Raw genomic sequence first — 23,599 nt, forward strand, 5'->3', positions numbered from 1 at the left:
AAACTGAAAGGGCTGAGTCCTGTGCAGTACAGAACCCAGCCCTTGGTGGCTTAGCCGCTTCAACTGTCCAACTTTATAGGGTCAGTTCACGTGGGGCGCCTTTTTTTACTTGCCATGGCGAGCAACTACCCGCGCTCAGCTGCCTTCCCACTGGCCCAGGGCCGCGCGACCGTTGTCGCGTGCACGCTCTGCCACGGTGGCCTGGGCGGCGGCATAATTGCCCTTCATGTCGTCGGCCCAGAGCTTGAGCGCCGCCTGCTGCATGGCGCGGCCATAAGAGAACGACAGCGGCCACGGATGCGGGCCGAGCCGGTTCATGGCATTCAGATGAGCGGTGGCACGTTCGTCGCTCTGGCCGCCGGACAGGAACACGATTCCCGGCAACAGCGCCGGCACCGTCGCCTTGAGGCAGCGCACGGTGGCATCGGCGACATCGTCGACGTCGGCCTGCTCCGGGCAACCGGCACCGGAAACCACCATCGATGCCTTCAGGATGGCGCCTTCCAGCATCACGTTGTGCTCGTACAGCGCGCCGAACAGACTGCGCAATGTGGCTTCGGTCACTTCGTAGCACACGTCAAGATCGTGGTCGCCGTCCATCAGGACTTCGGGTTCGACCATCGGCACCAGACCCGCTTCCTGGCACAGCGCCGCGTAGCGCGCCAGGGCATGACAGTTGGCCTCGATGCAGGTGGAACTGGGCGTGGTCTCGGTGATGGCAATCACGGCGCGCCATTTGGCGAACTTGGCGCCCATGCGCACGTACTCGTCCAGGCGCGCACGCAGGCCATCCAGCCCTTCGGTGACCTTCTCGCCCGGGCACCCGGCCAACGGGTGGGCGCCCTTGTCCACCTTGATGCCCGGAATGATGCCCGCATCGTTCATCACCTGCACAAGGGAACGACCATCGGCGGCCGACTGGCGCAGGGTCTCGTCGTACAGGATGGCGCCGGAGATATGCTCGGAGAGCTTCGGGCTGGTCAGCAGCATCTCGCGGTAGGCGCGACGATGCTCTTCGGTGTTCTCGATACCGACTGCCTTGAATCGCTTGGCAATGGTCGTGGTCGACTCATCGATGGCAATGATGCCCTTGCCGGGGGCCACCATCGCCTGGGCGATGCTTTCAAGATCTTCGATGCTCATGACAACTCCGTGGGTCGGATGCGAAAACCGCAGTCCGCCGACGCCGGGCACGCCTGCATCTACGCGCACACACGTGGCGGGAAGGCGGCCGATTATAGGTCAGGGCGCGACAGAAACCGACCACCACATGCCGCCAGGCGCGATCAGCCGTCGAAACCCGGCAGATGACACTGCGCCACCACCTTCTCGCGCTGCGGCTTGGACAGCGTCTTCACGTTGAACGGCACCACGTAATAGGTGTGCACCGGCACGCCGGCACTGTTGCTGTCACTGGCCTGGTAGCGGAAATTCTTGACCAGGCTCACGGCCACCTTGCCCAGATCGCCCTTGGGCACAACCTTGGCTGCGCGCACATTGCGGGGCACGCCGTCGGCGCCGATGGTGTAGGTCACCGCCACGCAGCCTGGCTTGTCGATGTTCTGACCGAAGTTGGGCACCATCGCGTCCCATGACGAGCCGGTCAGCTCCCAGTAGTTGGCCACCTTGTCGGGGGCCACGGTGGTGGTCTGCGCCAGAGCGGGCGCGCTCAGGCCGACGGCCAGAGCCAGGGCGGACAATGCGCCGAAAGAAAAACGTTTCATGATGGGGCCTCCGTGGTCGGACCGGGTTTGCCCCAAGTCTACTATTCTCACTCACGGATGGCGCACACCACGCCTGCACAAGGCAGGCGCAGTGACTTTGCGCTGCGACTTACAGGTGACGCAGGCTGTCGGCGATGCCGTCGGCCCCGACCTGCAGCAGCTTCAAGGTGTTGGTGCCACCGAAGCGACCGATGTTGTCGCCGTGGGTGAGCAGCACGCGATCGCCTTCGGCCAGCTTGCCCAGCTCGAACAGGTGCTGCACGGCGGCGCGCGCCGATTGCACCGGGTCGGTGGTGTCGTGCTGGAAGGCCACCGGACGCACGTCACGCAGCAGCAGCATGCGACGGCGCGCCGAAGCACTGGGCGAGAGCGCATAGATCGGCACCGAGAAGCGATAGCGCGACAGCCACTGCGCGGTAGCGCCGGACTCGGTCAGCGAGATGATCGCGCGCGGCTTCAGGCGACCGGCCAGGAACATGGTGGCCAGGGCGATGGCCTGATCGGCGCGGTCCAGCTGATGCGCGGTGGCAGTCAGCTCATCGTGCGGCTCGAACTGGCGCTCGGCGCCCAGGCAGATACGGCGCATGGCCTGCACTGCGGTATCCGGGTGCGCGCCGGCCGCGGTTTCCTGCGACAGCATCACGGTGTCGGTACCGTCGATGACCGCATTGGCCACGTCCAGTACCTCGGCACGGGTCGGGATCGGCGCCTCGACCATCGACTGCAGCATCTGCGTGGCGGTGATCACCGCGCGGTTGCGCTGCAGCGATTCACGGATGATCTTCTTCTGCAGGCCGGGCAGCTCGGCATCGCCGATTTCCACGCCCAGATCGCCGCGCGCCACCATCACCACGTCGGATGCGTCGATGATCTCGCCCAGCACCGGAATGGCGTCGGCACGCTCGATCTTGGAGACCAGCGCGGCCTCGCCACCGGCCTCGCGCAGCAGGCGGCGCGCGTTGTGCATGTCCTGCGCGGTGCGCACGAACGACACGGCCAAGAAGTCGGCGCCCAGTTCGGCGGCCAGCTTGATATCGGCCTTGTCCTTGTCAGACAGTGCATCGACGCTGAGGCCGCCGCCCTGGCGGTTCAGGCCCTTGCGGTTGGACAACTTGCCCGGCACGGACACCTTGCAGTGAATCTGCGGTGCCTCGACCTTTTCCACTTCCAGCGCGACCAGACCATCGTCCAGCAGCAGGATGTCACCCGGCTCGACGTCGTTGGGCAGGCCCAGGTAGCTGCAGCCCACGCGTGTCTGGTCACCATCCGGCGCATCATCGCGGCAGTCCAGCGTGAACGAGGCGCCAGCCTGCAGCTGCACGGGACCGTCGGCAAATTTCTCGATACGGATCTTCGGACCCTGCAGATCGGCCAGGATGCCGACCTCGCGCCCAACCTTTTCGGCGGCAGCGCGCACGGCGGCGGCGCGCTCGCGATGATCGTCGGGCGTGCCGTGGGAAAGGTTCAGGCGTACCACATCGACACCGCTTTCCAGAATGCTGACCAGCATGCCGGGAGCATCGGTGGCGGGGCCGAGGGTGGCGAGGATCTTGGTGCGGCGAAGTTGTGTATCAGTCATCGGCAAAAATTAGCACAAGCACGAGGGTATGGCAGCCATTCAGATTATGCATGGTAGCGATCCCATGGCCGTCTCATGGTGGTGTTCCGTACGGTACACCACCTCAAGGTCGGACCATTACCCGAGCGTCTGGTTCAGCACCGCGGCCAGACGCACGCCGGCCTTCTGCAGGCGTTGCTTGATTACCGGCCAGGCCTCGGCCTGATAGCGCTTGGACCAGCCGTGCGTGCGCTTGGAGGCCGGCGGCAGATCGGCGTAGGCGACACCGCGCGCCAGCGCGTGCGAGCCATCGGCCCAGCGCACCGCATCCTTGTGCAGATCACGGGATTGGGGCGCCCACTTGAGGCGCTCGGCCGGCGTGATATCGGCATCCAGCTTGCGGGCGCGATCGCGCATCACCTGGTGATCGAAGGTGTAGTCGCGATTGACGTGCACGTGGAGCGCATGCTCGATCACGGCACTGTCCCACATGCGGTGCAGGTTGGTGTGACGACCGAAGTAGTCCAGCTTCACATCGTTGCCGCCCTTGTCGTGATCATCCTCGGCGTGCAACGGCTGATGGATGTCACCGACCAGGTGCACCACCCATTTGAGCGCTTCCAGACGTCGGGCGGGGCTGGCCGAGCGATCGGCCAGAATGTGCGCGAAATAGGGAATGCGCGCGACCACGCAATCACTGTCCTTGCAGTCGCGGGCAGCGTGATAGTGGCGGTCAGCCAGCGGGATGTCCACGTAATGCCAGGGTCCGGTCTGCGGCTGGTCGCGACGGATGGCGTCGGCCCAGGAGGAAACCTGATCCAGGTGCGTATCGCCCTCCAGTGCCAGCAGCTTGCGCACCTGGGCGGCCGCGGCCGGGTCCAGGTGGGCCTGGGCTATGTCGGCAATCATGGCATGACCTTCCGGCCCCCACGCCATGGCAGGCGCGGCGAAGGCAAGGGCGATGACGGGAACAAGCAAAAACCGGGGCAGACGGCGCATGGGTTGGCTACTCGGGATGGCGAATATTCAAACGCGCGAGTATGCCATAGCCATGCGACATCCCTTTTACACCAGTCAGCGCAGAACAGCCCCCTTGGCATCGTTGACGTGCACATCGATGGCGATGCCCTGACGCACGCTTTGCGTGACCACGCAAAAATCCTCGAACTGCGCCAGCGCCTTTTGCAGATGCGCCATTTGCGAGGCCTCCTGCTCCATGGCCAGATGCACATCGATGTGGGTGATGCGCCAGCGCCGCTGTTCGTTGCGACTCAGCTCAACTTCCACTTGCGCATCCAGCATGCCTGGGTCGTCGTGGAACTTGCGCGTGGCGAACAGCAGGCTGGCGGCCAGACAGTTGGCCACCGCCGCAGCCAGCAGCCGCGACGGATTGGGGCCGACTCCCTCGCCCAGCGGCGGCGGCTCGTCGGTGACGAGGCTGGCCGCCGAAGTGTCATTGAAACGCACCTCGAATCGGTAGTCCTGCAACTGGCTCAGCGATAGCCTGAAACGCTGTATGTCCGGTAACTCACTCACGGGATGACTCCTCGGTGGACGCACCCGGCAAGGCCGACGCCTCGCCACGCCGGTTCAGCCATGCGTAGTAAAGCAGGGGAATCACCAGCAGGGTAAGCACCGTCGATACCAGGATGCCGAAGATCAGCGATACCGCCAGGCCCTGAAAGATCGGATCATCCAGGATGAAAAAGCCGCCGAGCATGGCCGCCACCGCGGTCAACACGATCGGCTTGGCACGCACCGCGGCAGCTTCGATCACTGCCTCGCGCAACGGCCGCCCCGCGGCCACCGCCTGGTTGATGAAGTCGATCAGCAAGATCGAGTTGCGCACGATGATGCCGGCCAGCGCGATCATGCCGATCATCGAGGTGGCGGTGTACTGCGCGCCCAGCAAGGCGTGGCCCGGCATCACGCCGATCACCGTCAGCGGGATCGGCGCCATGATGATCAGCGGCACCACATAGCTTTTGAACTGGCCCACCACCAGCAGGTAAATCAGGATCAAGCCCACCGAATAGGCCAGCCCCATGTCACGGAAGGTCTCGTAGGTGATCTGCCATTCGCCGTCCCACTTGACCGCGTACTGGCTGGTATTGGCCGGCTGCTCGATGAACGACTGCGCCAGCTTGTGCCCGTCCACCTTGTCGTGATCGAGCTTGCCGACCAGCGCGAACATGCCGTAAAGCGGGCTGTCGGTGGCACCGGCATCGTCGCCGGTGACGTAGGCATAAGGCAGCAGATCCTTGTGGTAGATGGCCTTTTCCCAGTTGGCCGGATGCACCGACACCACCTCCGACAGCGGCACCAGCTTGCCACTTTGCGCACGCACGCGCAGCGCCAGCAGCTGGCTGAGCGAGGCCTGATCGGCGGCCGACAGCCGCAACCTCACCGGCACCGCGTAGCGCGCATGACCATCCATCAGGTAAGTGGCATCGTCGCCCGACAGCGCAGTGCGCAGCGCCTGCGCAATGCTGGCCTGACTCAAACCCAACTGCGCGGCCCGCTCGCGATCCACCACCACCACATCGCGCGGCGAGTTGGCCTCCACGCTGGTGTCGACATCCACGATGTCCTTGTTGGCCCGGAAATCCTTCTCCACGCCGTTGGCGATATTTCGGACCGTGGCGTAATCCGGGCCGTAGATCTCGGCCACGATCGGGGCCAGCACCGGCGGCCCTGGTGGTACCTCGACCACCTTCAGCGAAGCGCCGTATTGCGCGGCAATTTTCTGCAGCTGTGGCCGCACCGCCAGCGCAATGGCGTGACTTTGCCGCGAACGATCATGCTTGCTCACCAGTTCCACCTGAAGGTCACCCACGTCGGGCCCCGAGCGCAGGTAATACTGGCGCACCAGGCCGTTGAAGGTGATCGGCGAGGCCGTGCCGGCATAGCCTTGCCAAGCCTTCACCTCGGGCACCCTGGCCACGACCCGTGAGAGTTTCTCCAGCAAGGCATTGGTGGTTTCCAGGGTGGTGCCTTCGGGCATGTCGACCACCACCTGAAACTCGGACTTGTTGTCGAACGGCAGCATTTTCAGAATCACCGCCTTGACCACCACCAACCCCGCCGCACCCAGCACCAGGGCACCCATGGCAGCGAACAGCAGACGTCGACGGCGTACGGACTTGTCGCCCTCGACAAACGGCCGCATGACCTTCTGGAACACCCGATGCAGGCGGCTGCCGGGCGCCGGACCGGCGTGGCTGGAGACGGCATCCTGATTGGACTGGTCACTGCGCCCCTTATCGTGGCCAGAACCTCGGTCGTGGCGCAGCAGACGCAACGCCAGCCAGGGTGTCACCACCAGCGCCACCGCCAGCGACAGCAGCATGCCGGCCGATGCATTGATCGGGATCGGCCGCATGTAAGGCCCCATCAGGCCGGACACAAACGCCATGGGCAGCAGCGCCGCAATCACCGTGAACGTGGCCAGGATGGTCGGGCCGCCCACTTCCGACACCGCTTCGGGAATGGCCTTGCGCAAGCTGCGACCACCCAGCGCCATGTGCCGGTGGATGTTCTCCACCACCACGATGGCATCGTCGACCAGAATGCCGATGGAAAAGATCAGCGCGAACAGCGACACGCGGTTGATGGTGAAACCCATCGCCCACGAGGCGAACAGGGTCAGCATCAGCGTGATGATGACCGCAGTGCCCACCACCAGCCCCTCGCGCCAACCCAGCGCGAAGATCACCAGCAGGACCACCGACAGCGTCGCCAGCAGCAGATGCAGCAGCAGACCATCGGCCTTGTCCGTGGCGCTCTTGCCATAATCGCGTGTAATCGCGACATGCACGTCGCTGGGAATGATCTGCCCACGCAGGGTTTTCAGGCGCTGTTCGACGGCCGAGGTGATGTCGGCCGCGTTGGTACCGGACTTCTTGGCGATGGCGATGGTGACCGCTGGCGCCTGGCCCGTGGCCGGGCCACCCTTGCCCTTCGGTGTGCCATACCAGACGTAACGGGACGGCAGATCCGCCCCACGGTGGACACGGGCCACGTCGGAGAGGAATACCGGCTGCCCGTTCTTCAGACCGATCACCAGCTGGCGGACCTGCTGCGCGTCGGCCAGGAAGGTGCCGGCGGTGACCGGTATGTCACGGTCGCCACTGACCCGATCGCCGGCCTGGGTCACCAGATTGGCCGCCTTCAGCGCGCTGGAGAGATCGCCCATCGACAGGCCGTAGGCGGCCAGCTTGGCCGGCTCCAGCTCAACCACCACGGCCCGCTCCGGCGCGCCAATGGTGTACACATCACGCGTGCCCTTGATGCGCTTGAGCACGGTTTCCAGCGAGTGTGCCACTTCGGCCAGTTGTGTCGGACTGCGCTGGGTATCGTCACTCCACAGCGTCAGTCCCATCACCGGCACATCGTCGATGCCCATCGGCCGGATCAGCGGCTGCCCCACACCCAGTCCCTGCGGCACGAAGTCACGGTTCTGGAACACCTGGTTGTACAGACGCACGATGGCGGTCTGCCGCGGCACGCCGACCTTGAACTCCACGGTGATCATGGCCATGCCGGGCCGACTCACCGAATACACGTGCTTGATACCCTCAAGCTCGGAAAGCTTCTTCTCCAGTGGATAGGTGACCAGGTTTTCCACATCGTGCACGTCGGCACCGGGAAACGGCACCATGACGTTGGCCATGGTCACGTCGATCTGCGGCTCCTCCTCGCGTGGCGTGATCAGCGCCGCGGTCAGGCCCAGCAACAGCGCGGCGATGGCCAGGATCGGCGTCAGCGGCGAGGCCTGGAAAGCGCGCGCGATGCGTCCGGCAAAGCCCAGCTTGCCACTCATGAGCTGGCATCCGCATGGCGAGTGGCCAGCCAATGCATGGCCGCCGCCGGATCGGTCACCACCTTGTCCCCGGCGTGCAGTCCCGAGAGCACTTCGACGTGGTCGCCATAGTGCTCGCCGGTGCGTACCTGACGCAGCAACACGGTGTCACCCTCAAGCACGTATACCGCACGAACCTCACCCTGGTGCCATAGCACCGAGGCGGGAACCAGCAAGCGCTGCGTGCTGCCCACGGCGAAGGCCACCTTGACGGTCATGCCCGGATAAAGGCCTGCGTGCTCGCCTGATAGATCCAGCCGCACATCGAAGGTATGTGTCTGCGGGTCGGCATAAGGCACCAGCACCATACGATCGACGCTGACGCGCTGACCGGGACGTCCGTCCAGCAGCACCTGGGCCGTGTGGTTGCGCTCGATGGCGGACATGGCGCTTTGCGGAATCGGCACCGTGACACGCAGGTTTTTCAACGACTCCAGCCCGATCAGCTTCTGCGGCGAGGGGGGACCGGCCTGCACCGCCTCACCGACGTGCACGTAACGGTGCGTGACGACGCCATCGAATGGCGCGCGCACCACGGTGTAGTCGACCCGCTGGCCGACCTCGCGCGAGTTGGCCTCGGCCGCGCGCAGCGCTGCAAGGGCCGCGTTGCGCGCACTCAGCGCCTGGTCCAGGTCGGATTTGGAAACCAGGTGCTTGTCGTAGATGGCGGCAATGCGCTGGTAGTGCGCCTGGGCGTTGACGTAAGAGGCCCGCGCCGAGGCAATTTGCGCCTGTGCCGCCGAATGGGCCGATTTTTGCTCGATATCGGTGAAGCGCACCAGCACATCGCCCGCCTTCACCGTATCGCCCACATCATGCGGCAGCTCGAGTACGCGTGCGTTGGTCTGCGCCGTCATGGTGACATGGTTGACCGCCTCGACCACGCCATCCCAGGTCTGCTCGCGGCTGGCGTGCTCGGCCACCACGGTGAGCGTGGGCAGATGGGGCGCTGCCGCCTCGCCACCAGACGCCGCCGGATGCTTGGAACAGGCCACCAGACTCGACAGCGCGCACGCGGCCAGAGCGGTTCGCACGATACGGTTCATGAAAAATCCTTGACTTGGTCACGCGAAGAGCAGGGAGCACATGCAGGCCACCTGCCCACTCATCCTGGAAAGGCACAGCCTGGATGCATGCCCAGCCGGCGCAGGATGCGCGCCAGCGGACAGAAGCCCGTAAACGAGGACTGCAACAAATTGGCCCCCACAAACACGGCCAGCCACAGCCACCACGGCGACACCAGATAGGCCAGCAGCACACTGATCAGCACCATGGTGCCGGCAAATCCAAGAACGAAACGGTCGATGTTCATCGATGTATCTCCACCACTTCATGCACGGGCCGTTGCCAGCCAGGGACTATTTCAGGCGCAGGATGCCCAGCGCCTTCAATACGTATTTCTCGTAAACCGGTTCGGTATTGCCGCTGCGCACCTTGCGCAGGTAGTACTTCTCGAAGGCCACCTTGGCCAGGTGCACCCATTTGCCGACCCGGGCCCAGGTGACGTTGCGTGGCGGTATCTGCGGCAGCGCCACGAACGCGGCACCGGTATCGCCCATGTCGGCGAGGCAAATGGCATTCCAGGTGGCACGCGCCTGCGGCTGGCGGCCTTCCAGTTCCGCACAGATGTTGTCGGCAATGGCGGTGACCATCGACTCGATCATGAATCCGGTCTTCGGCGCCCCCGTGGGCACGGGAGTGGGCTCGACCGGCGGGATGGCCACACACACGCCCGCCGCGTAGACGTTGTGATAGGTCGGATTGCGTTGCTGCGGATCGATCAACACGAAGCCACGTGGATTGACCAGGCCCTCCACCCCACGCACCGCCTCGACACCGGTGAAGGCCGGCAGCAACATGGCGTAGCTGAAGGCCAGCGCGTGTTCGCGCACCGTCTGGCCACCAGCGTCGACTTCCGTCACGGCCATGCTGTCAGCGCTGATCTGCGAGACCTTGGCGTTGCAGATCCACTTGATGTCGCGCTTGCGCAGCTCCGACTCCATCAAGCCCTTGGAGTCACCCACCCCGCCAAGCCCCATGTGACCAACATACGGCTCAGGCGTGACATAGGTGATGGGCACCTGATCGCGGATACGCCGCCGCCGTAAATCGGCATCAACGATCATCACGAACTCGTAGGCCGGACCAAAGCAACTGGCGCCCTGCACGGCGCCGACCACGACGGGTCCTGGCGCCTTGAGGAATTCATCCTGATACGTGTGCCAGGCGCGCTCGGCGTGTCCGGTGGTACAGATCGACTGCGTGAAGCCGGACTCCGGCCCCAGACCCGGCACCTCATCGAAGGCCAGACGCGGACCAGTGGCGATTACCAGATAATCATAGTCCAGCCGCTGGCCGTCCACCAGCAGCAGATGATTCTCCGACGGCACCACCTTGCTGGCGGCCACCGGCACGAAATCGATGCGGTGGCGCTGCATCGGATCGGTCAGATCGACCTGGATGTCTGCCGGCTCACGCTTGCCGATCGCCACCCAGGGATTGGAGGGTGTAAAGCTGAAATGCGGCCCGGCCCCCACCAACGTGACACGATGCTCGCGACCCAGACGCGCACGAAGCTCGTACGCGGCCGCGGCACCACCCAGACCCGCGCCAAGAACAACGACATGACTCATGACCGTGCCTCCTCCGACCCACGCCACCGGAGCCCGCCTCGGCGCCCCGGAACCAGTCACGTTATGACATGCGCATATTCTAAATTAGCGTTGACTAATAAATCAAACGTGACATGATGGCCGGGCCACAGTCACCACACCGGTCAAGCAACGAGCCCACTTACGTGCAGCTTCCGTCCGACATCGACCACGCCATGCAGGAAAAAACGGCCGAGGCAGCGCGCCTTCTCAAGGCCATTGGCAACCCACAGCGATTGCGCCTGTTATGTCTTCTTTATGGACAGGAGCTGTCCGTCAGCCAGCTCAACGAGCGCATACCCGCGCTAAGCCAGTCGGCCCTGTCCCAACACCTGGCCCGGCTGCGCGAGGAAGGCCTGGTGCACACCCGGCGCGAGGCCCAGACCATCTGGTATGAGCTGGCCGATGGGCCAGCGCGGCAAATCATTAGCGTGCTCTACGAAAACTTCTGCCAGCCGGCGCCCGGCCACAGCTTCTAGGGGCTCGCCGATCGCATGGTCCCCATAAGCACATCGGCATGCTGACGCACTGATCCCGAAACGCGAGCGGGAAAATTAAGCATTCTCTAATTTAGATTTGACTAAACTACCCGACATTCTCGGAGCCAAGTCATGCCTGCCCTTTCCAGTCATTTCTCCACGACCCGTGAAGGCCTCGTCACCTGCGCCGGTCAGCCCGACCCGGCCACGCTGAGCATCTTTGCCGCCAACGGCGGTGGGTGCGTCATCAATCTGTGCCCGGATGAGGAATTGCCCACCGGATGGGATGAACAGGCCGTGGTCCACTCGCTGGGCATGGACTATGTGCAGCTTCCCGTGTCGGGCTCCTCGGGGCTGACACACTGGGCCGCCCACGTACTGGCGGCTACCCTGGCCCGCCATATCCGCCGCCCCGTGCTGATGCATTGCGCCGATGGTCAGCGCGCCGCCGCACTGCTGGCCTTGAAGTCAGCCTGGGTCGACGGTGCCGACACATGCCAGGCCATTGAAATCGGCCGTGGCGCCAGTCTGCAGCAGATGGAGCCGGCGGTACGCCAGCTGCTTGGCGCCTGAATGCGTTTGGCACTTATGCCCGATCGGGATGAGCATGCGCACAGATCGAGCTAACATAGTGTCTTTGGTGGCCGCGTTCCGTCGTGCGGCCGCCCTACCCGTCATCGAACTGGAGGACGCTGTCTCATGCCCATCAAGGTCGCCATCAACGGCTACGGCCGCATCGGTCGCAACATTCTGCGCGCGCTGTACGAATCCGGCCGCACCGACGAATTCCAGATCGTCGCCATCAATGACCTGGGCGACGCCGAGACCAACGCCCACCTGACCCAGTACGACACCGCCCATGGCAAGTTCCCGGGCGAAGTCAGCGTCGAAGGCGGCGACCTGGTCGTCAATGGCGATCGCATCAAGGTGCTGGCCGAGCGCGATCCGTCCAAGCTGCCCTGGGGCGAGCTGGGCGTGGACGTGGTCGCCGAGTGCACCGGCCTGTTCACCACCAAGGAAAAGGCCAAGGCACACATCGCCGGTGGCGCCAAGAAGGTGATCATTTCCGCGCCGGGCGGCAAGGACGTCGACGGCACCTTCGTCTACGGCGTCAACCACGACCAGATCAAGGCCTCCGATGAGGTCATCTCCAACGCCAGCTGCACCACCAATTGCCTGGCGCCGCTGGCCAAGGTGCTGCACGAGAAGATCGGCATCGTGCACGGCCTGATGACCACCATCCATTCCTACACCAACGACCAGGTGCTGACCGACGTCTATCACAAGGATCTGCGTCGCGCCCGTTCGGCCACGCACAGCCAGATCCCGACCAAGACCGGCGCCGCCGCCGCCGTCGGCCTGGTGCTGCCCGAGCTCAATGGCAGGCTGGACGGCTTTGCCATGCGCGTGCCGACCATCAACGTATCGGTGGTCGACCTGACCTTCGTCGCCTCGCGCGAAACCAGCAAGGAAGAGATCGACGCGGCCATCAACGAGGCCGCCCACGGCCCGTTGAAGGGCATCCTGGACGTCAACACCAAACCGCTGGTGTCGGTCGACTTCAACCACAATCCCGCCTCTTCCACCTATGACGCCACGCAAACGCGCGTGATGGGCGGCACCATGGTCAAGGTGCTGTCCTGGTACGACAACGAGTGGGGCTTCTCCAACCGCATGCTGGACATGGCCAAGGCGCTGATGGCCGCCGCGTAAAGCGCGCCTCATCGAGCATCCGTGGCGCCAGCGTCGCGAGCTTCACCCTTGGAAAACCCGCACGCTGTCACGCGTGCGGGTTTTTCTTTGCCCGCTCACTGGACCTGCACCCTACATGCGCTAGGCTGGCGCTCCCCCATCGCCACACGGATCCGCGCGCCATGGCCATCATTTTCCTGCCCGGCATCAAAGGCTCGGAGCTTGTCGATACCTATCCGCTGAGCTGGCCGCACCGCTGGAGCCTGGAGGACATGACCATCGGCGACATCGTCGAAAACCCGATGGACATGGCCCTGACCGAAGGCGAATACGACGCGGTCGATGGCCACTGGATGCGCCCCAGCCGCGTGATCCGCTATGCCTACGGCGCCATGCTCGACAAGCTGCGGCACTGGAAGGCCCCCGAACCGGTCTACGTGCACACCTACGACTGGCGCAAGCCGATGGAGCATTGCGCCGAGCGTCTGGTGCGCCACATGCAGGTGATCCGTGGCCGCGAACAGGCCGCCGGCCGCACCGGCACACTGTCGTTCGTTACACACTCCATGGGCGGCCTATTGCTGCGCTCTGCGCTGGGCTTGGCCAATGAAAAAAGTCCGTTTGAAGGCATCGGCCGTATTGTCTTTGTCGCGCCGCCCTTTCGCGGCTCACTGGGGGCGCCGTATGCGCTGGTGGTGGGCGAAAAGGATGGCCTGTTCGGCTCCGATGAAGATCACCGCCGACTGGCACGCACCTTCCCCTCGGTCTACCAGATGACGCCCTCGTGGGAGGACGCCGCGGTGGATGAGGACGGCCGGCCGCTGGACCTGTTCGACCCGGACAACTGGCAGGCCAACGTGCGCCAGGCGCCGGAATTTAGCGACGCCTTCCTGCGCAACGCCGGCGCCTTCGTGGGCGGGGGCGGAGCAAGGTACCCCGGTCAAAGCCGCGCGCCGTTGCTCAGCGATGCCGCCATGGCCAAGGCCTCGGACAAGGTGCTGGTGCTGTGCGGCACCGGCCATCCCACGCTGCAAACGCTGCCGGTACAGACCCGCAACACGCGCAATCCGAACTGGTTCGATTTTGCCCATGCCCAGGGCGACACCTCCGGTGATGGCCGCGTGCCGCTGCGCAGCGCAGCCATCAAGGGCGTGACCCTGGCCGCCTTCTCGAACGTCGCCGATCACGGCCTGCTGTGTCGCGAGGAGCGCATCGTCAACCTCACCTCGCTGTGGCTGGAGGGCAAGGCGGCGCTGAAAATGACCCGACGCGGGCCCGACCACGCCGTCAAGCGCTCACGCAGCTACTTCCAGCCCTGGGACGGCAAGGCCGACAGCCTGGACTCGCACATCGTCTGAAGTCTTCCTTCAGGCAGGTTGCGCACCCCATCTGCCCGTCATCCGCATATGTCGGATGTTAGAATGATCAGGCGCTTGGACGGCCCATGGCGCCTCGCAAAGACCCACACTGCAAGGCGCTCTAAACGGCAGTCCACCCGACTTTTGGTGAAGGACGACGACCGATGCGGATACGAATAGGCGATGTGGCACAAGACGATGTGGCGCGGGTAGCCGGCGTATCGCAAAAGACCGTCTCGCGCGTTCTCAACAATGAGCCCAATGTGCGCGCCAAGACCCGTGAAAAGGTATTGGCCGCCGTTCAGTCGTTGCAGTACCACCCCAACCTTTCAGCACGAAGCCTGGCCTCGAATCGCTCTTTTCTGGTGGCCTTGCTTTATGACAATCCATCCCAGAGCTACGTCATGGAAACGCTTACCGGCGTCCTTGATGCCTGCGAGCCGCGCAACTTCGGCATGATGGTCAAGCCACTGGATTCCAATGCTCCCGACATCGCCGAGCGGACCATGTCTCTGGTGCACAAGCGTCGCCCTGACGGCCTGATCCTCACGCCTCCGCTTACTGAATGCGGTGAGCTGCTGCGCACTCTGAAAGACCGAGGCATTCCGTTCTCGTGTGTCCTGCCGCATGACCCGGCAGAAAACATCGGCGTAACTATGGACGAGAGCGCCGCGGCATGTGAGATCACCTCGTACCTTGTCGAGCTCGGACATCGCCGTATTGCACACGTTACCGGGCGCATGTCACACAGCGCAGCCAAATGGCGACTGGACGGATATCGGGAGGGGCTCCGCCTGGCCGGAATACGCTATCACACGTCCCTTGTCGTGCAGGGGCAATTCACTTTCTCATCAGGCGTCATGGCCGCACGCACCCTATTTGCTTCTCGCAAGCGCCCTACTGCCATTTTTGCGGCGAACGATGAAATGGCTACTGGTGTGATGTGGGAAGCTGCTCACCATGGTCTGATGGTGCCCAATGACATATCCGTGTGCGGCTTTGACGATTCCCCGATGGCCGAACAGGTCTGGCCCCCACTGACCACGGTACGTCAGCCCAATCGGGATATGGGGAGAATTGCTGCCGACCAGTTGCTCAACACACTTGAAGGCGGTGAAGGACACATGAGGACCGTGCCTTACACACTATGCAAACGTGAATCGACAGACAGCATCGTGGCCTAGAGTGCCAACAACATGGGCGCAGCACGAGGACAGCTGCATTCAATGGCGCTGTTTTCACCAGTCATGAATCGTCCCATCCGCCAAACGATTATATGGAAGATAGGCCCGCTGATACGGGTACTTGCCGGCCTCATCACGATCCAGTTCAACACCGAGGCCCGGCTTGTCGCCAGGATGTAGCATGCCGTCTCGCCATGTGAACGATTGCTGGAATACTCGATGGGCGTTCTCGCTGTGCTGCATGTATTCCTGAATGCCGAAATTGTGGATCGCAAGCCCCAAGTGCATGGCGGCGGCCATGCCCACCGGTGAAATATCCGTAGGACCGTGCATGCCGGACTTAATCTGGTACTGCGCGGCGAATTCAAGCACCTTCTTCAGATGCGAAATACCTCCGGTATGGGTCACGGCACTACGCACGTAGTCGATCAGTTGCTCGCGGATGATCTGCTGATAGTCCCAAACCGTATTGAAGATCTCACCAATGGCCAGCGGAATGGTCGTGTGCTGGCGTACCAGGCGCAGGGCCTCCTGGTTTTCCGCGGGAGTACAGTCCTCCAGCCAAAACAGGTCGTAAGGTTCCAGGGCTTTGCCCAGCTTGGCCGCCTGAATTGGCGTCATGCGGTGATGGCCATCATGCAGCAATGGGAGTTCCGGCCCAAACTCGTTGCGCACAGCCTCGAACACACCCGGCAGATGGCGAAGATAGGCTCGGGTATCCCAGTCTTCCTCACGGGGATAGGCCCCGCGCTGTGCCGGTTCATGGTCATAACGCTGGCCAACCACATTTGTGGCATTGGAAGCAATACCGTAGATGGCTTTCAGACCCGGCACGCCGGTCTGCACGCGAATGGCGTGATAGCCCTTTTCAAGGTGCGCCCGTATGGAGTCGAACAATTCTTCCTGTGACTTGCCCGACGCATGGCCATAGGCCAGCAAGCCGCGTCGCGAGGCACCACCGAGTAACTGATATACAGGCATACCGGCGGCCTTGCCCTTGATGTCCCACAATGCCATATCGACGGCGGCGATGGCTGCCATCGTGATTGGTCCCCGGCGCCAGTACGCACCTCGATACAGGAACTGCCAAGTATCTTCGATGCAGCTTCCATCACGCCCGACCAATATCGGCACGACATGGTCTCTGAGGTAACTCACCACCGCCAGCTCACGACCGTTGAGCGTGGCATCGCCCAAACCGCTGAGTCCTTCTTCAGTGGTCAACTTCAGGGTGACAAAATTGCGATCAGGGCTGGTGACGATGACTTCGGCGCGATCAATGATCATGAGCGGAAACCCGAAACGGAAGGAAGGAGGGCAAGGACCTGCCGCACTTGATGGGTGAATGCGGCATCACGGGCCAGGTGCGGACTCACAAGGTCAATCAGCGCCGACACCGCATCGCCTGGTGTGGCCATTGCCGCACGAATCGCCGCTTCACGTGCATCAGGTGACGCCATTCGCCGGCACCACAGAGCTATCCAGCAAGCTATGACTCGCGCGCAAGCGCCCGCCTCACGACCAATGGCGCGCTCGGCCTCGGCTACCGGAACCACACGCACCTGCAACTTGGTCAGGCTATCCCTGCCGATCTGATCCAACGCGTGACAGATGCGTTCATTCGAGAATCGCTGGATCAGCGCGCCACAATAACCGGTTGTATTCACTGCGTCGGCGGGCAAGTGTCGTGAGGCCTCGCCCCAGAAAGCCTGCACCAAACCTCGCAGATGCGGATCGCTGATAGCTTGCGCCACGGTATCGTGACCAAGCAGTGGACCGGCGCAGGCCAGCAAGCTGTGCGCACCATTGAGCAACCAAAGCTTGCGCCGCTCGAAGGGTCCGATATCGTCTACGAAGCGGGCGCCGGCAAACTCCCATGGCGGGCGCCCCGCGGGAAACTGACCACACAGCACCCAGTCATGGAACGGCTCGGTGACCACAACCGCCGTATCGCGCCAACCATGCATGGCACCAAGCCGTACCTTCTCTTTGTCGCTAATGGAGGGGGTGATGCGGTCGACCGATGTCGAAACGCACGATACCTGTTGCTCAATCCATCGACCCAACCCCTGATCCACGCTGTCACCCAGCGTCGCCAACGCCTTTGCAACATGGCGTCCGTTGTCAGGCAGATTGTCACAAGGCACGACAGCCAGGGGGCCGCCCCCATGTCGCATGCGTTGGCGCATACCCAGCACCAGCCGGCCAGGCGCGGTCCTTGGTTCCGCGACATCCGACCGCAGTGCCGCCAAATCGGCCTGTATGGCCGGGCTATGCATATCAAGCGAGCCATCGGGTGTGAGGTGATAGCCGGCCTCAGTCACCGTCAATGTCACCACAGCCGTTTGCGAAGACGCTAACAAGCTGCCGAACCTGGTCATGTCCGCACCGTCAGCCGCTTCGACCAGACTGGTAATGATGCGGGCGCTATCACCCTCAGGGCCGCGCTCGACAAGCGTGTAGAGTCCATCCTGTGCCGAAAGACGCTGCGCGACCACAGGCCGGCGTCCGGTAAACGCAGCGATGCCCCAGGCCTGCGAACACGTGTCGGTGTACCAGACTTGATGTGCGCGATGAAAGGCTCCCAGTCCCATGTGCACGATCCGCGCCGGAGGGCTCGGCACCCGCCGCCCCCTGCCAGCAAGCGCAGCTCGTCCCAGTCTGGGCAGATTCGAATCGCCGCCGCCATTCAAAGCTTGAACACCTTGCGCGGCATGGTGTCAACCAAATCGATCATGACGCGCTCGGCCATGGCCCTGGGCAACCGCCCCTCGCCGACTAGGCGGGCAAGGAACGATGCATCCAGTCGGCGGGACATGTCATGCCTTGCCGGGATGGACAGGAAGGCACGGGTATCATCGATGAAGCCCGAGCTTTTGTAGAAACCCGCCGTCTCGGTCACTGCCGAACGAAAGCGTTGCACCGCGTCGGGCGCATCCAGGAACCACCATGGCGCGCCAATGTAAACGCTGGGATAACACCCTGCAAGCGGTGCAATTTCGCGCGAGAAGTTGGTCTCATCAACGGTGAACAGGACCAGATGGAAACCCGCGGCAGTGCCATAGCGCTCCAGCAGAGGGCGCAGCGATTGCGCAAAACGCGTGCGCACGGGAATGTCATGTCCCATGTCACGGCCATAATGTTCGAGGGTCTCATTGTGATGATTGCGATAAACACCCGGATGGATGGTCATTACCAATCCATCCTGCACGCTCATGCGTGCCATCTCCATCAGCATATGGCCAGCAAACCGAACGGCATCCTTTTTATCCAGCTTGCCCTTCATCCCTGCATCGAATAGTGCCGCGGCTTCCATACGTCCCATCTCAACCGTCAACGGTTGCCTGACGCCGTGGTCAGCGGAGACCGCACCCATCTCGATGAAACGCTGACGCTGCACTTCCAGGGCGTCGATATAGGCCAGGTAATCGGTACCTGTCGCATCGGACGCATCAAGCAGAGCGAAGACCCGCTCGCGCCATCCCTCCGCCATCGGGTCCAGATAGGCATCCGGGCGAAAGGTAGGTATCACCCGTCCCTTGAAGCTCTGATCCTGGGCCAAGGCGCGATGCGGGATTAGCGTATCGAGTGGATCGTCCGTGGTTGCCAACACCTCTATGTTGAAACGATCGAACAGGGCACGCGGCCGGAACGATGTCTGCTGCAAGGCCTGCTGGATGGTGTCGAAAAGCATATCGGCATTGTCGGCGCACGGTGCCTCATCGATACCAAAAAGGCGTACGAAGACATCCGTCAGCCAGTAGCCCGAGGCGGTGCCGGCATAAGCATGCCAGTGCTCGCAGAACGTTTTCCATGCCTCGCGCGGCGAGGCCGGTTCATCGCCCCCCCGGCGATCCGGGATACCCAGCCGGCTAAAGTCGACGCCCATCGAGTGCATCACTCGTGTCACGTAATGATCGTGACGGATAAACAATTCGGCCGGATCGGCAAAAGGCCTGTCATCCAGCAACAGCACGGGGCTGACATGCCCATGCGGCGAGATGATGGGAAGATCGGCCACGCGCTCATAAAGCGAGCGCGCAATCTTGCGGGTACCTGCATCGACAGGAAACAGACGATCTTCGGATAGTTCGATTTTCACCAAGGGTCTCATTTGTATGAGCTACATGGATCGACGCCGCCGCAACGGCATGTCGACGCACGCGAGGCGCGTCGTTTACTGACCAATGCTGCGTAAGGGCTTGCCGGCCATGAGCCGGCGTTCAATATGCTCGAGAGTGACGTTCTTGGTTTCTGGAACAAACAGCACCGTCAGCAAAATGAACAATACGTTCAATGCGCCATACAGCCAGAAGGTCTGAGCATGACCGATGCCACTGAGCAGGCTCAGGAAGGTCAAGCCCACCAGCATGTTGGCAACCCAGTTGGTGACCGTGGAGCAGCCGATGCCAAAGTCACGTCCCTTGATGGGTTGGACCTCCGAACACAGGATCCAGATCAGCGGGCCGGCTGACATGCCGAAACCGACGATGAACATCAACAGCATCGCAACGGTGAACAACTGCTTGTCGTGGCCCTGAATACCTAGATGCATCATGGCGCCGACGGCGGCCAAGCCCACCGACATCACCAGAAATCCCAAATACAGAATCGGCTTACGGCCCCAGCGATCCACCAGCGCGATGGCAATGAGCGTAGCGATCACGTTGGTAAGGCCTACCGCGGCGGTAAACCAGAACTGCGCGCCATTGTGATAACCCATGTCCTCAAAGATGCGGGGCGCGTAATACATCACTACGTTGAGACCCGTGAACTGCTGCATCACCTGCAACAGCATGCCCAGCCCCACCGAGCGCCGGAAGTTGCGGTTCTCCAGGAACATGTGCCAACCGCGCTGCGGAATGCGCAGCTGCTCACGAATTTCCGCGGCCTCGTCACGGGCCTTGTCTGCATCGCCACGAAGATGGGTCAACACCGCCTCGGCCTCCTCGTTGTGGCCACGCATCATCAACCAGCGCGGACTATCCGGCAGTACACTGAGTCCCAGCAGGAACAACGTGCCGGGAATAGCAATCACGCCCAGCATCCAGCGCCAGTGCCCGCCATAGCTGAAGGCGGTGTCGGACAGGAATGCGAGAAAGACGCCTGTTGCCACCATGAGCTGATACGAGGACACCAGTGCACCACGCCGACGTTCGGAGGCAATTTCCGCTAAATAGAGCGGCGCCGTGAAGGTGAGAATGCCAATGGCCACACCGAGAATGGCGCGTGCCATGATCAGCACGGCTACCGACCAGGCGGCAGCGCATAGCAACGACGCAAGCACGAACACGATCGAACCAAGCATCAACGAGCGTTTGCGCCCGAGTCTGGCCGACAGGCGGCTGGCAATCACCGCACCCATCGCGGCGCCTCCCATCATGCTGCTGACCACCCACTCAAGGGTGGCGTCAGTGGCATGAAATTCGTGCTGTACAAATGACAGCGCGCCTGAGATCACCCCAATGTCCAAACCGAACATCAGTCCGGCCAGCGCACCGACGATCCCGACAAATACCGCCGCTGTGCCTGGTTTTCTTTCACCACGAATAGGCGTGATGTTGAGCATATTCATCGATGTCTCCCGGTAAGCGCCGATAGCTTGCACACGGCTTGGATAGAACAAGCACGTTGCGCCACGGCAGGAGACTCCCCCGGTTCTGGGTTCTGCGTCCGGAGTCGTCACCTGCGCGCTGCGAAGGCGTCACACGCAAACTGGATGTTTCCCCTTCCCCTTGCCCGATAATCGGTCCGCAATTTTCGCGAACTCTCGGATCAGGTCTGGGTGAATGTCACGGTCTGCGTGCCAGCACTTGAAGGTGCCCGCAAGCGCAACGTAAACATGTGCGTATCCGAATCCAGCTTCAGCTGCCCGCGGCTGGCCTTGATCGACTTCTGGTAATGGCCTGACAGGATGACGTCGTGATCGCTCTTCCCGAAGCCCACCTCCACTGTCAGGCTGCGGCTCGAGGCATGCATGCTCTTGATACGCGTCTTGCCAGTCGAGGCGATCTTGCCGGCATCACCCAGGAAGGCAATGCCATTGGCTTGGACGGGCGCGACGATGTAATACGTATAGGCATATTGGCCATGCTTCAGCGTCGAGCTGAAAGCGTCGCCGGCAGCCAATTCACGGCTTGCATGTGTCAGTGGATCATAGATTACGACCTGCCCCTGCTGTCCAAGCGTGGACGGCTTGAAGTGGAACTGCCGCCCGGTGTCCTTACCCGGGGCAAAAGCGAATACGTAACTGGTACGGATTGACCCATGCTGTGTATAGGTCGCCGCCAGCATCGGCGCATCCTCATGTTCGGCGGCATGCAGGTAATCGGAATCGAGTGGCATTAACGGCACATCCGGCTTGACCAGTACACCGTCGGGACGCGCCGCCTTGTCGATATTGGCCATGTCCTCGCGCCCAAGTGCATCGCCCGTGCCCACTGGTCCCGCTGACAGCACCGAGACAATCATGTTGCCGGTCTCGTGGCTCTTGAACACGTCGCTCCACGGCCAGATGCCCAGCGCATGGGCCAGCTGCGAGGTGTAGATAAAGTGCCGCCACTTCTTCGGCTCGAAACGGTCATCCGAGGTTCGGATCGTGGTCAGGTTGGAATACTTGGCTCCCTGCAAGAAAAAGCGCGGCGTGGCCATGCAGTACTGCATGTCAATGTGGCGGGCCTTAGTGGCAGCGGCCATATGGTCGGCAAAATCGTTGCCCACCGAGACGTCGCTGGCCATACGCGGCGTCTTGCTGTAGATGAAGTTGAGCCAGTCCTGCTCATAGTCGACGATACCCGAATCATGCAGGTAGTCGGCCATGTCCCTCCAGAACTTCATGCCCGTCGCGGCATAGCCCGTGACCTGATACTTCTTGTGATACGGACTGCGCGGATCGATCCAGCGGTTATGGGTTACCAACGGCAATCCCAGCTGCTTCTGGAACGGCGCCACCCCATGCGCGAATACCAGCGGATCGGCCCGGTATTCCATCAGTCCACCGTAGCGATTCCAGGTTCCCTTGGTGGAAAGCCGTCGGTTCTTGTGTCCGGCATTGGGCTTGCCGTCCACACCGTAGATCGACTTCTTGTACCACCAACTGTCCAGTTGCATATAGCCGAGCTTGAAGCCATGCCTGGCGTATTCACCCGGTATCGCCTCCAGGGTACCGGCATAGCCCTTCTCGGTATCGTAGTTGTAGTAGTAATCAGCGCCGTTGTCGGTCCAGTAGCCGTAGTACTTGAGGATGTCGTCGGCATGATTGGACGGCACCTGCTTGTGGTGCAGCCTGACCAGTGCCTGTCCCCACTGCTTCCACGTCCGACCGATGCCATGGCCCATCACCAGGATGGCCTTGTGCTTGAAATGCGCCGGCAATTGATGGAGCTCGGGATTGAGGCCCACCGCCATGCTCTTCTCACCGTCGCCGAACATCTTCGAGACGATGAACTGACTAGCCGGCGACACCACATAGGCGTCATCTTTACCGTCGAAGAACAGCCATGGCGTCGAAGTCTGGGGCAACTTGCCGAACACTGGCGGCGAAAACACACTGTCGCGGAAACTGTAGTGATGCATCGCACCGGGCATCCGGCTGAAATCCGGAAAGCGCATGTCGGCAGCCCGTGCCTTGCCCACGGCCTGCACGGTGAACAGCACCACCGGCGATCCTTCATAGGCACGGATGGAGCCAAGATAACGGCCATCATGCGTCCACGCGAAAGACGTCTCGCGGTAGCGGCCGATGGCATCCTGCCCGTCGCCGCGACGCACGTCGGTCAGCGGCGCGCCGACGCTGCCGACGAAACGCAGATCCGGCTGGTCCTTGCTGATGACGTAACGACCCGAACCGGCATCGACCTCGACCGAAGCGCCGCCGGAGCCAGAACTCGCACCCATGGCGAGTGCCGCGCTCGCAGCGCTCCAGAGAACGAGGCACAACCCCGCTGCAGCTCCGTACAGACCGACACCATGGACGAGACGCTTGAGCCGGGGAGCATGTTTCTCGGATATGTTCATGGAAAGCCCTTTAATGAAAGACGTGATTGCAAATCTGTGGGTGGACCGCCATTGATGTGAACCGCATGCCGCAAGC

At 62.4% G+C, this 23,599-nt stretch carries 19 protein-coding genes; 5 read left to right on the forward strand and 14 right to left on the reverse strand.

Annotation, left to right across the window (positions count from 1 at the left end; all coding sequences use genetic code 11):
• Positions 1 to 135: 135 nt before the first annotated feature.
• The 9 genes from HBF24_RS14245 to HBF24_RS14285 form a co-directional block, all read right to left on the reverse strand.
• Positions 136 to 1,143, reverse strand: coding sequence for a class I fructose-bisphosphate aldolase (locus tag HBF24_RS14245; RefSeq protein ID WP_167174190.1), 1,008 nt, complete (start codon positions 1,141 to 1,143; stop codon positions 136 to 138).
• A gap of 143 nt (positions 1,144 to 1,286) precedes the next feature.
• Entirely contained in the window at positions 1,287 to 1,724 is a 438-nt protein-coding gene (locus tag HBF24_RS14250) for an energy transducer TonB (RefSeq protein WP_167174193.1), read from the reverse strand.
• A 109-nt stretch (positions 1,725 to 1,833) separates the two neighbouring features.
• Positions 1,834 to 3,303 carry a pyruvate kinase gene (gene pyk / locus HBF24_RS14255; protein ID WP_167174196.1) on the reverse strand — a complete coding sequence of 490 codons (1,470 nt, stop codon included), beginning with the start codon at positions 3,301 to 3,303 and terminating at the stop codon, positions 1,834 to 1,836.
• A gap of 117 nt (positions 3,304 to 3,420) precedes the next feature.
• The gene (locus HBF24_RS14260; RefSeq protein WP_167174199.1) at positions 3,421 to 4,281 is read right to left on the reverse strand and encodes a S1/P1 nuclease; all 861 of its coding nucleotides are present in this window, start codon (positions 4,279 to 4,281) and stop codon (positions 3,421 to 3,423) included.
• Positions 4,282 to 4,356: 75 nt separating this feature from the next.
• Positions 4,357 to 4,818 carry an OsmC family protein gene (locus tag HBF24_RS14265; protein WP_167174202.1) on the reverse strand — a complete coding sequence of 154 codons (462 nt, stop codon included), beginning with the start codon at positions 4,816 to 4,818 and terminating at the stop codon, positions 4,357 to 4,359.
• The gene (locus tag HBF24_RS14270) at positions 4,811 to 8,104 is read right to left on the reverse strand and encodes an efflux RND transporter permease subunit (RefSeq protein WP_167174205.1); all 3,294 of its coding nucleotides are present in this window, start codon (positions 8,102 to 8,104) and stop codon (positions 4,811 to 4,813) included. The genes HBF24_RS14265 and HBF24_RS14270 overlap by 8 nt, the downstream gene beginning before the upstream one ends.
• Positions 8,101 to 9,189, reverse strand: coding sequence for an efflux RND transporter periplasmic adaptor subunit (locus HBF24_RS14275; protein WP_167174208.1), 1,089 nt, complete (start codon positions 9,187 to 9,189; stop codon positions 8,101 to 8,103). Before HBF24_RS14275 ends, HBF24_RS14270 begins: the two co-directional genes overlap by 4 nt.
• A 59-nt stretch (positions 9,190 to 9,248) precedes the next feature.
• On the reverse strand, positions 9,249 to 9,455 hold the full coding sequence (locus tag HBF24_RS14280) for a DUF2892 domain-containing protein (RefSeq protein WP_167174211.1): 207 nt from the start codon (positions 9,453 to 9,455) through the stop codon (positions 9,249 to 9,251).
• A gap of 46 nt (positions 9,456 to 9,501) precedes the next feature.
• Positions 9,502 to 10,776 (reverse strand): FAD-dependent oxidoreductase, encoded by a 1,275-nt coding sequence (locus tag HBF24_RS14285; protein ID WP_167174214.1) that lies wholly within the window; start codon positions 10,774 to 10,776, stop codon positions 9,502 to 9,504.
• Positions 10,777 to 10,970: 194 nt separating this feature from the next.
• Here HBF24_RS14285 and HBF24_RS14290 point away from each other — a divergent pair, with 194 nt between their 5' ends.
• The 5 genes from HBF24_RS14290 to HBF24_RS14310 all read left to right on the forward strand — a co-directional run bounded on the left by HBF24_RS14290 (position 10,971) and on the right by HBF24_RS14310 (position 15,507).
• Entirely contained in the window at positions 10,971 to 11,273 is a 303-nt protein-coding gene (locus HBF24_RS14290) for a metalloregulator ArsR/SmtB family transcription factor (RefSeq protein WP_167174613.1), read from the forward strand.
• Positions 11,274 to 11,405: 132 nt separating this feature from the next.
• Positions 11,406 to 11,846 carry a sulfur transferase domain-containing protein gene (locus HBF24_RS14295; protein WP_167174217.1) on the forward strand — a complete coding sequence of 147 codons (441 nt, stop codon included), beginning with the start codon at positions 11,406 to 11,408 and terminating at the stop codon, positions 11,844 to 11,846.
• A gap of 126 nt (positions 11,847 to 11,972) precedes the next feature.
• Positions 11,973 to 12,986 (forward strand): type I glyceraldehyde-3-phosphate dehydrogenase, encoded by a 1,014-nt coding sequence (gene gap / locus HBF24_RS14300; RefSeq protein ID WP_167174220.1) that lies wholly within the window; start codon positions 11,973 to 11,975, stop codon positions 12,984 to 12,986.
• Positions 12,987 to 13,147: 161 nt separating this feature from the next.
• A complete protein-coding gene (locus tag HBF24_RS14305) occupies positions 13,148 to 14,323 on the forward strand; it encodes a hypothetical protein (protein ID WP_167174223.1) in 1,176 nt (391 codons plus the stop codon).
• Positions 14,324 to 14,508: 185 nt separating this feature from the next.
• Positions 14,509 to 15,507 carry a LacI family DNA-binding transcriptional regulator gene (locus HBF24_RS14310; RefSeq protein ID WP_343162774.1) on the forward strand — a complete coding sequence of 333 codons (999 nt, stop codon included), beginning with the start codon at positions 14,509 to 14,511 and terminating at the stop codon, positions 15,505 to 15,507.
• A gap of 54 nt (positions 15,508 to 15,561) precedes the next feature.
• Here the strand turns inward: HBF24_RS14310 and manD are convergent, their stop codons facing one another.
• The 5 genes from manD to HBF24_RS14335 all read right to left on the reverse strand — a co-directional run bounded on the left by manD (position 15,562) and on the right by HBF24_RS14335 (position 23,403).
• The gene (gene manD, locus HBF24_RS14315; RefSeq protein ID WP_167174229.1) at positions 15,562 to 16,794 is read right to left on the reverse strand and encodes a D-mannonate dehydratase ManD; all 1,233 of its coding nucleotides are present in this window, start codon (positions 16,792 to 16,794) and stop codon (positions 15,562 to 15,564) included.
• On the reverse strand, positions 16,791 to 18,101 hold the full coding sequence (locus HBF24_RS14320) for a mannitol dehydrogenase family protein (RefSeq protein WP_167174232.1): 1,311 nt from the start codon (positions 18,099 to 18,101) through the stop codon (positions 16,791 to 16,793). The genes manD and HBF24_RS14320 overlap by 4 nt, the downstream gene beginning before the upstream one ends.
• Positions 18,102 to 18,196: 95 nt before the next feature.
• On the reverse strand, positions 18,197 to 19,609 hold the full coding sequence (gene uxaC / locus HBF24_RS14325) for a glucuronate isomerase (RefSeq protein ID WP_206064356.1): 1,413 nt from the start codon (positions 19,607 to 19,609) through the stop codon (positions 18,197 to 18,199).
• Between the two features lie 75 nt (positions 19,610 to 19,684).
• Positions 19,685 to 21,133, reverse strand: coding sequence for a sugar porter family MFS transporter (locus HBF24_RS14330; protein ID WP_277344554.1), 1,449 nt, complete (start codon positions 21,131 to 21,133; stop codon positions 19,685 to 19,687).
• A 149-nt stretch (positions 21,134 to 21,282) separates the two neighbouring features.
• On the reverse strand, positions 21,283 to 23,403 hold the full coding sequence (locus HBF24_RS14335) for a hypothetical protein (protein ID WP_167174239.1): 2,121 nt from the start codon (positions 23,401 to 23,403) through the stop codon (positions 21,283 to 21,285).
• Between the last annotated feature and the right edge of the window lie 196 nt (positions 23,404 to 23,599).

The organism is Oleiagrimonas sp. C23AA, from assembly GCF_011759385.1.
Classification (GTDB): domain Bacteria; phylum Pseudomonadota; class Gammaproteobacteria; order Xanthomonadales; family Rhodanobacteraceae; genus Oleiagrimonas.

Coding starts and splice junctions, on each gene's coding strand:
- HBF24_RS14245 (WP_167174190.1), bottom strand. CDS start 1,143: ATGAGCATCGAAGATCTTGAAAGCATCGCCCAGGCGATGGTGGCCCCC.
- HBF24_RS14250 (WP_167174193.1), bottom strand. CDS start 1,724: ATGAAACGTTTTTCTTTCGGCGCATTGTCCGCCCTGGCTCTGGCCGTC.
- pyk (WP_167174196.1), bottom strand. CDS start 3,303: ATGACTGATACACAACTTCGCCGCACCAAGATCCTCGCCACCCTCGGC.
- HBF24_RS14260 (WP_167174199.1), bottom strand. CDS start 4,281: ATGCGCCGTCTGCCCCGGTTTTTGCTTGTTCCCGTCATCGCCCTTGCC.
- HBF24_RS14270 (WP_167174205.1), bottom strand. CDS start 8,104: ATGAGTGGCAAGCTGGGCTTTGCCGGACGCATCGCGCGCGCTTTCCAG.
- HBF24_RS14275 (WP_167174208.1), bottom strand. CDS start 9,189: ATGAACCGTATCGTGCGAACCGCTCTGGCCGCGTGCGCGCTGTCGAGT.
- HBF24_RS14280 (WP_167174211.1), bottom strand. CDS start 9,455: ATGAACATCGACCGTTTCGTTCTTGGATTTGCCGGCACCATGGTGCTG.
- HBF24_RS14285 (WP_167174214.1), bottom strand. CDS start 10,776: ATGAGTCATGTCGTTGTTCTTGGCGCGGGTCTGGGTGGTGCCGCGGCC.
- HBF24_RS14290 (WP_167174613.1), top strand. CDS start 10,971: ATGCAGGAAAAAACGGCCGAGGCAGCGCGCCTTCTCAAGGCCATTGGC.
- HBF24_RS14295 (WP_167174217.1), top strand. CDS start 11,406: ATGCCTGCCCTTTCCAGTCATTTCTCCACGACCCGTGAAGGCCTCGTC.
- gap (WP_167174220.1), top strand. CDS start 11,973: ATGCCCATCAAGGTCGCCATCAACGGCTACGGCCGCATCGGTCGCAAC.
- HBF24_RS14305 (WP_167174223.1), top strand. CDS start 13,148: ATGGCCATCATTTTCCTGCCCGGCATCAAAGGCTCGGAGCTTGTCGAT.
- manD (WP_167174229.1), bottom strand. CDS start 16,794: ATGATCATTGATCGCGCCGAAGTCATCGTCACCAGCCCTGATCGCAAT.
- HBF24_RS14320 (WP_167174232.1), bottom strand. CDS start 18,101: ATGGGACTGGGAGCCTTTCATCGCGCACATCAAGTCTGGTACACCGAC.
- HBF24_RS14335 (WP_167174239.1), bottom strand. CDS start 23,403: ATGGGTGCGAGTTCTGGCTCCGGCGGCGCTTCGGTCGAGGTCGATGCC.